Genomic DNA, 6252 nt, shown 5'->3' with positions numbered 1-6252 from the left:
TCCCAATATCCTTTACCAGTATCATTTTTGTACTGCTTTATTTCTTGCATTCTACTTTTGAAATCTTCTAACCTAGACATAGTACATTCTATTTAATTAAAGCATTTAAACATCTAGCTTGCCATTCTACTAACGGTTCATCTTCTCCACAGCTATTATACTAACCTGCAAATAATATTGCATGAAATATTTCATGATACAATGTAGTAAGTATTACATTATCTGGTAATTCTTTATCATCTGCATCTTTTGTACTTATATAAATAATATTTTTAGCTGTATCAATTTGCCCTAATACATGTCGGTCTTTATCAAACACTTTATCTTTATATATTACTCTATAAGTATCTCCAAAAATATCAAACTTAAAATTCTTATATTTCATAGTATTAATTTTTATAAGCGGGCCAATTCACCCGCTTTATTAATTAGCACTTCTTGCCACTCTTCTTACTAGACTTCTTAGAGCCTGACTTCTTACTTCCACATGCCATAATTATTATCTCCTATTATTTTAAGTTATTTTTTACTTTCGCCCGTAACTTTATTCTTGAGAGCAGTGCGGGCTTTTAACTACTCTCTTTCCATAGCAGCTTTATCTTTGGCTTCCTGCAGTTTCATTTCATGCTACATTCTATCCTTTTCAAGCTGTATTTTCTTATTTTCTATATCTCTCTTCATCTCAGCTTCTCTACGCTTATTATTTAGTTCTATTTGTTTAGAAGCCTCATCTGAAGCCTGTTTACGTTCTTCTAGAGCTTGTTTTCCTATCTCTAATGGATCAGGTATACCGTTACCATCTTGATCCATATTTTCAGCTCCTCTATAAGCATTTAACTGAGCAACAGTAATCTTTGTAGCGTTATTCTAATCAATCTCATACTTCTTAAGATCCATTTCAGCTTCTTTAATCATAAGTTCTTCTTCCTTAACTTCATTCTACATTTGTATCATCTATTGCTGAGCTTCTTGTTCTGCCTACTGTTGCTGTTGCATCTACTGCATTCTCTTATCTTCTATTTCCTACAATCTATTCTTAATCATAGATATATTGTCCATAGTAATGATCTCGGCTATATCTAACAAGCTAGCACCATTCTGCATAGCTGGCTACATAAGGTTTTTAAGAGCTTCTACTTGCTGTTGATTCTTAGTAGAATCATCTACAAATATATCAAAATCTTCATAGAAGAAATCATCACTTAACTATATAAATGCTCTAGTAGCATCATCTAATACATAATTCAAATACTACTTATTATCTTTCCAACACACCTTAGATGTATCTAATAGCATAGTAAGCACTTGCTGCTTAACCTAATTGTGCATCCAGAACCATGGTTCAGTAATATGAGCCGATTGTATTACAGATCTTTCTACATTACCTACTAATTCATTAGACGATATAGCTCCTTCTCTTTGCTTAGTTACGCCAGTAATTTCAGATACCATATCTTCTATTTTAGCCATTAAGTTCACATACTAGTCTATAACATTAGACATGGTTAAATCCCAAGCCTAGAACTAATTAAATTGAGCAGGTTTACCTCCTTCTCTACCAGGTATATCCCATCCTTCTTCGTAAGGATTTATAAATGCTACGCCTAATGCTCCTAAGTAATGCATCCACTTATTAACATCTATATTCATAGACTTAGGTATCTAAGTAACATCAATAACTGGTACTTTACCTTTATCTCTAGACATAGCTAACTCTAATCTATACCATACTACAATATACATATACTGTAGAGGTTTCATCATACTTACTAATGACTTAGATCTAGTATTAGTATTATTATATACTGCTCCAGTATAAGGTAATTTCTAAGAGTTAGGGTTATCTGCGGATATATGCTGGTACTATATAGGCTAAATTCCAAAGTACTAGTCTTCGTGAGCTCTATAACCTTCCCATACTTCTATAATCCATTTCCATTCTACAGATTCTTCTAATCCGCTTACTTTGTATTGTTCATCTACCTAGAACTGTTCCAACTCACCCGTTTCTGGATTTACTATAGATACAAAGCCTATTTTCTTATACGACTTCCAACAGCAATGCCATACATTAATATGATCACTATCAAAAGGATTATCAGTCATACTACTGATGCTGTTAAACTTAATATGATTATAGTCATCTATAGAATTCTTTTTCATATTATAGTCTGAACCAGGCTTCTAATTTACTATATCCAGAAGATCATTTAATTGTCTTTCACTAAGTTTATCGTAGAATCTGTCATATATTTCAGATGCACTCATGATCATCTTTCTACAGCACCAGGAAGCTTCGTGTATGAACTCTATATCAGGTGATTTCTCCCATTTAAAGTATAAAGGATTTACTCTCTCTACTACAGGTTCATTATTTATTATTCCTGTATAGTATATCTCTCTACCCGCTATTAAAGCATCTTTCCAGCCCTTAAAGAACTCGTGAGTAACATTAGTCTTACGTTTTAGATAATTTAAAGCGTGATAAGCTTCTGTTTCAGCTACGTCCTTATAGTCTTTATTCATGTATCTAGCAATCTATTCAGGAGGCATTATTTCTCCACTCTACAGACCTTGCTGATATCTCTATTGATCTTCGGGACTCATCTTAGCCATTATAGATGACATAATATAGTTCTCTAGCATCTACTTAGCTTTATCCTACATTTCACTAGCGGCTATATCACTAGTTCTGCATACATTAAAGTTAAAAGGACGTTTAGTCTCTTCTCCTAACAATAAATCTATTTTAGGCTTTATTATATTATAATCCTACGCTGTAGCTGGAAATCCATCGTCCTATTTAAAAGGATTAGTAACGTATTTCAAATCCTTTTCATCATATATGCTGTTATATAAGTTATAATATGATTGCATTTCTGCTTCTTCACTTTTAGATCCTTGTTTCATAAAAGGATCTAACATATTAGAACTATTGCCAGTACCTATGATATAGTCAACGCAGTCTTCTTTCCACTACTTAGTCTTTTTACTCATAGAGAGCTTCTATATAGGAAAACTACTTACATTTCTCATAATTAATTAGTATATGTGTACACATTATCATTAAAGAGTACATTTTGATTATCCTAATAGTAATCTTGCGCAAATATAGGACCTTCAAACAATACTCTTTGTTTTTCAGTTTCTTTTTTATGTTTAACTATAACGTTATGTAACTACTCTTTATATATCATTACTTGCATTAAAGCCATTACACGGTCGAAATTGCCTGTATCATTATAGCTAATTAATTCTTCTAGTAAGGGCTCTGAAAGTATCTTAGTTAGGTTCTTTTTACCTGGTTCATACTCTTCATTTAACCAGTCTTTTATCATACCTTCTCCCCACTCTTTTATCTACTTATTCATGTGACAACCTTTTCTTCTCTATACTTTAGAGTTGCCAACTATATCGTTTATTATTTCAGGTTGATCAGCTAATAAGTAGTCACAGTGTTTAGTAGTAAAGTAAGGAAATAAGCCTTTACGTTCATTCTCGTACATTATCCTAGCATTAAAGTATAAAGCCAATTTACGTAGATTTTCATAGTAGTCTTCTGCTCTGTTAGGTCTACCAGTATACTCAGCGACTATAATATCGTAGTAAGACTCAAAATTCTAAAATCTTTTATATACTAAAGCAGAACCTAAAGAGTTAGTTCCAGCCTAATCATGATCATATGGGTCTACTCCTATTATATATAGACCTGGAGGAGCTTCTTTTACAGGGTGCTCCCATATTACTATAGAACCTGTAGGATCATCTTTCTTCTCTAATGGATAATGTGTTATATCTCCAGTCTTCTTCTATATCCAAGTAATGTTACCAGATGTGTCAAATGTTAAATCTCCAACCTATTTGTGGTTCTATAAGTTTTTATGTGTTCTAATTCTAGCTAACTACTGCTACAATTCTTTCTTTGGGAATATATTGCCTCCGAACTCTAAACATGCCTCCTGCGGGGTTATACACCGTTCCGCGACGTATCTATCTACAGCTACAGATGATGTTGCACTCTCTATTACTATTTTTCTTTCATCTAGTACATACTACAGAGCTTGTCTAAATAGAGTATTTCCGTCATCATCCATATACATTCTTTTGCCGTTAGCATCTCTAACGTCCATATTAGTGTATTGCGGTATAAAAAATCCGCATTTCTTAGTATTTACTCCTTCATCCCATATATTCTCAAACTCTAAACAATTATAACCTTCTGGATTATAAAACATATTCTTTAGAGTCTCAAAATGGCTACCCTAATCACCACCAGTACCAAATGCTATCATAGTACCAAATGCTATACCATCTTGTTCTACAGAAGGTCTAGCAATCTGCCAAGCTGCACCTAATTCTGTAAAAGAACCCGCTTCTTCAAATATAATTAGTTTACCAGCTTTACCACGTACTACATCAGGATTATCTTTCAAAGTAACACCAATAATTTCTGACTTATAACCCATTTCTATTTCATTACCGTATTCATCTTTAGTAAAGAAACCAGCTCTTTTACGCATTTGAGTATTTACAGATCTCTTCTTACCCCATGCAGTATGCTTATCTATAAAGTCCATATAGTCCCATGCTTTAGTAAGTATACCATCTTCTGTAAGATACTACTTATTAGATGCGTATATATAAGTTTTAGAACCAGGAATTAAGTAATAGTTCCTGCACGCCATAGCAGCATTTTTATAAGAATAACCTTTACGTCTACTCTTTAGCACGCATAAATGTTTGCCTTGTTCTTCTGCTTCTTGCATAGCCTAGAAAAAGTAATAGTCATAGTCATAGAAGTCCGGGAATTCCAGTTGCCTTGATTTGATATATTCTACTGTGCCATCTTTTTTAGTTTTTTCTTTATATACAATACGTAATATAGGACAGTAATTGATATAAAAATAGTTATACCCAGTGATGTAATCTCCATCTTCTGCAGTATAACCATTTAAACATCTATCTGTTTCTTTATCCCAGAAAGAAAAGTATTCACTAGTACCAATAGGGAACTAGCAATAACTACCGGTTTCTAAATATCTTAGAACCGGCTCCCTAAACTTATTACTATTCTTTATTTTCTTCGTGAAGTCTATCATCTTCCTGTATGTCTTTAATGTCTTTCTAACCTGTTAGTAATGATACTAATAATTCAAAAAATTCACTCATATAATTATATAATTAAGCAGGGCACGAATTAACGAACCCTGCTCTGCTTATTCAAAATGTATAAACCATGTTTTGTTGCGGGAGTAAGACTCGAACTTACGACCTTCAGGTTATGAGCCTGACGAGCTACCAACTGCTCCACCCCACAAGCTCAGGGTTTATACTGCACACCCTGTAAGCAGCTGCCTTACGTTGCAGACCTTCATTAGCTGTATTTACTAGTGATCAATTAGTAAGTGACTTAGGCATTTACGATTCGCTCCGATGCGACCCAGGTACCCCCACTACGACTCGAACGCAGACTAAGAGGGTTAGAGCCTCCTGTGCTAGCCATTACACCATAGGGGAATGTACGTGGAATTAACCGTCCACGTTCGGTGTATTTTAATTATAACCAACCAATAATTCTCTTGTACCAAGGCTTCTTATATAGTCTCTTAGAAGCAACTTCTATCTGGTCAAGTACATTATCTTTAGTAAGGTCTATGTTTATACGAATATTACTATTATCCATAACGTTTAATATAATTTATTGTTGTAGTTTATTGTATTACTTAACCAACTCATATGGGTTAATCTTAGAATCTCCTTTTACTTTACCTATTGATACTTCTTCAGCTTTTACCATATTTTCTAGTGTATCTATAGACTTTAACACATTACCTACTGAAGTCATACCTGCTAATAGATCTTTAATCTTCTTTTCATCTAGTTCATCATCTAGGGATTCTTTATAATATCTGCTGATACTATCTAGTTTTAATCTCATATTGTCTAACATTTCTAGAGTACGTGTATAACAGAATCTTTTGTACATTCTTTCACAGTCATTCTCTTTATCTGTTAGTTCATATTTAGTGTCACCAAATATTTCTTTCTTTAACGTAGCTTCTATAGTATCACTGTTCATAGACTGAACATATGGACTATCCCATTTATTCTTTAATACTATGTAGCTTATTACTTTAGTAGCGTGTTCTTTGTCAGCTTTATCTGCATCCCATACTTCTTTGAAGCACGGGATACCTAAAGCATCTGAGTGAATTACTACTTTACCTCCAAGTATATCAAATAGTTTCATAT

13 protein-coding genes and 1 tRNA gene are annotated in these 6252 nt (G+C 33.4%); all 14 read right to left on the bottom strand.

Annotation, left to right across the window (positions count from 1 at the left end; genetic code table 11):
- Window positions 1-160 precede the first annotated feature (160 nt).
- On the bottom strand, window positions 161-385 hold the full coding sequence (locus ACI3VO_RS15675; protein WP_439758811.1) for a hypothetical protein: 225 nt from the start codon (window positions 383-385) through the stop codon (window positions 161-163).
- A 242-nt stretch (window positions 386-627) separates the two neighbouring features.
- Entirely contained in the window at window positions 628-810 is a 183-nt protein-coding gene (locus ACI3VO_RS15670) for a hypothetical protein (protein WP_439758810.1), read from the bottom strand.
- Window positions 811-1317: 507 nt separating this feature from the next.
- Entirely contained in the window at window positions 1318-1470 is a 153-nt protein-coding gene (locus ACI3VO_RS15665; protein WP_439758809.1) for a hypothetical protein, read from the bottom strand.
- Between the two features lie 54 nt (window positions 1471-1524).
- Window positions 1525-1650 (bottom strand): hypothetical protein, encoded by a 126-nt coding sequence (locus ACI3VO_RS15660; RefSeq protein ID WP_439758808.1) that lies wholly within the window; start codon window positions 1648-1650, stop codon window positions 1525-1527.
- Window positions 1651-1983: 333 nt separating this feature from the next.
- Window positions 1984-2163, bottom strand: coding sequence for a hypothetical protein (locus ACI3VO_RS15655; RefSeq protein ID WP_439758807.1), 180 nt, complete (start codon window positions 2161-2163; stop codon window positions 1984-1986).
- A 21-nt stretch (window positions 2164-2184) separates the two neighbouring features.
- Window positions 2185-2526: a hypothetical protein gene (locus ACI3VO_RS15650; RefSeq protein ID WP_439758806.1), complete on the bottom strand. Its 342-nt coding sequence runs from the start codon at window positions 2524-2526 to the stop codon at window positions 2185-2187.
- Window positions 2527-3179: 653 nt separating this feature from the next.
- A complete protein-coding gene (locus ACI3VO_RS15645; protein WP_439758805.1) occupies window positions 3180-3338 on the bottom strand; it encodes a hypothetical protein in 159 nt (52 codons plus the stop codon).
- Window positions 3339-3389: 51 nt separating this feature from the next.
- Window positions 3390-3533, bottom strand: a complete 144-nt coding sequence (locus ACI3VO_RS15640; RefSeq protein WP_439758804.1) for a hypothetical protein — start codon at window positions 3531-3533, stop codon at window positions 3390-3392.
- Window positions 3534-4052: 519 nt separating this feature from the next.
- A complete protein-coding gene (locus tag ACI3VO_RS15635; RefSeq protein ID WP_439758803.1) occupies window positions 4053-4235 on the bottom strand; it encodes a hypothetical protein in 183 nt (60 codons plus the stop codon).
- Window positions 4236-4262: 27 nt separating this feature from the next.
- Complete coding sequence (locus ACI3VO_RS15630) at window positions 4263-4577, bottom strand: hypothetical protein (RefSeq protein ID WP_439758802.1); 315 nt, start codon at window positions 4575-4577, stop codon at window positions 4263-4265.
- Window positions 4578-4619: 42 nt separating this feature from the next.
- Window positions 4620-4766, bottom strand: coding sequence for a hypothetical protein (locus ACI3VO_RS15625; protein ID WP_439758801.1), 147 nt, complete (start codon window positions 4764-4766; stop codon window positions 4620-4622).
- Window positions 4767-5244: 478 nt separating this feature from the next.
- Window positions 5245-5317, bottom strand: a tRNA-Met gene (locus tag ACI3VO_RS15620).
- A gap of 240 nt (window positions 5318-5557) precedes the next feature.
- Window positions 5558-5683 carry a hypothetical protein gene (locus ACI3VO_RS15615; RefSeq protein ID WP_439758800.1) on the bottom strand — a complete coding sequence of 42 codons (126 nt, stop codon included), beginning with the start codon at window positions 5681-5683 and terminating at the stop codon, window positions 5558-5560.
- A 36-nt stretch (window positions 5684-5719) separates the two neighbouring features.
- Window positions 5720-6252: hypothetical protein (locus tag ACI3VO_RS15610; RefSeq protein WP_439758799.1), on the bottom strand; the 533-nt coding region annotated here is incomplete at its 5' end.

Source organism: Intestinibacter sp. (assembly GCF_051866655.1).
Taxonomy (GTDB): domain Bacteria; phylum Bacillota; class Clostridia; order Peptostreptococcales; family Peptostreptococcaceae; genus Intestinibacter.
The sequence above is the reverse complement of the archived record's forward strand: the minus strand, read 5'-3'. Positions and strand labels throughout refer to the sequence as shown.

Excerpts from the sequence above, each read along its gene's own strand:
- ACI3VO_RS15670 (WP_439758810.1), bottom strand. The coding sequence starts at position 810 with ATGGATCAAGATGGTAACGGTATACCTGATCCATTAGAGATAGGAAAA.
- ACI3VO_RS15615 (WP_439758800.1), bottom strand. The coding sequence starts at position 5,683 with ATGGATAATAGTAATATTCGTATAAACATAGACCTTACTAAAGATAAT.
- ACI3VO_RS15665 (WP_439758809.1), bottom strand. The coding sequence starts at position 1,470 with ATGGCTAAAATAGAAGATATGGTATCTGAAATTACTGGCGTAACTAAG.
- ACI3VO_RS15660 (WP_439758808.1), bottom strand. The coding sequence starts at position 1,650 with ATGAATATAGATGTTAATAAGTGGATGCATTACTTAGGAGCATTAGGC.
- ACI3VO_RS15655 (WP_439758807.1), bottom strand. The coding sequence starts at position 2,163 with ATGAAAAAGAATTCTATAGATGACTATAATCATATTAAGTTTAACAGC.
- ACI3VO_RS15650 (WP_439758806.1), bottom strand. The coding sequence starts at position 2,526 with ATGAATAAAGACTATAAGGACGTAGCTGAAACAGAAGCTTATCACGCT.
- ACI3VO_RS15635 (WP_439758803.1), bottom strand. The coding sequence starts at position 4,235 with ATGTTTTATAATCCAGAAGGTTATAATTGTTTAGAGTTTGAGAATATA.
- ACI3VO_RS15625 (WP_439758801.1), bottom strand. The coding sequence starts at position 4,766 with ATGCAAGAAGCAGAAGAACAAGGCAAACATTTATGCGTGCTAAAGAGT.
- ACI3VO_RS15645 (WP_439758805.1), bottom strand. The coding sequence starts at position 3,338 with ATGATAAAAGACTGGTTAAATGAAGAGTATGAACCAGGTAAAAAGAAC.
- ACI3VO_RS15630 (WP_439758802.1), bottom strand. The coding sequence starts at position 4,577 with ATGGACTTTATAGATAAGCATACTGCATGGGGTAAGAAGAGATCTGTA.
- ACI3VO_RS15675 (WP_439758811.1), bottom strand. The coding sequence starts at position 385 with ATGAAATATAAGAATTTTAAGTTTGATATTTTTGGAGATACTTATAGA.